This window comes from Stenotrophomonas maltophilia group sp. RNC7, from assembly GCF_030910085.1.
GTDB lineage: Bacteria > Pseudomonadota > Gammaproteobacteria > Xanthomonadales > Xanthomonadaceae > Stenotrophomonas > Stenotrophomonas sepilia.
This window is the reverse complement of the sequence record NZ_JAVFVN010000482.1, coordinates 1-355: the sequence shown is the minus strand read 5'-3', so window position 1 is coordinate 355 and position 355 is coordinate 1. Positions and strand designations below refer to the sequence as shown.

At 41.1% G+C, this 355-nt stretch carries 1 protein-coding gene; it reads left to right on the top strand.

The genetic code is table 11. The annotated features are described in order from the left end of the window. On the top strand, positions 1-355 hold a 355-nt coding region (locus RCF13_RS09020), incomplete at both ends, for an IPT/TIG domain-containing protein (RefSeq protein ID WP_308141080.1).

The window sequence follows — 355 nt, the reverse complement described above, 5'->3', positions numbered from 1 at the left end:
AGCTAAAGGGTTCAGGTTTTATGGCGGGTGCAAAGGTATACTTCAATCCGAAGATTACTCCTGCAAATGAAAGTACAGGAAACAACAAAGATTTAATATATATTGGAGGAATCCCATATACTTTACAATCTGGAACCGAAGGAACGGATTACAACTTTATCGATAGTGAAACTGTAACCATAAAAACACCAGCAGGAAAAACAGAGGACTTCGGTGTCATCATTGTAAATCCAGACGGTGGTGCCAGTCCAATCTACACGAACCTAACCTACGGCTTACCGGAGATTACAGCACCTACAGGGGTTGTAGCAGAGCTTGTATACGACAGATTTATTAGAGTTCATTGGAATCCAGT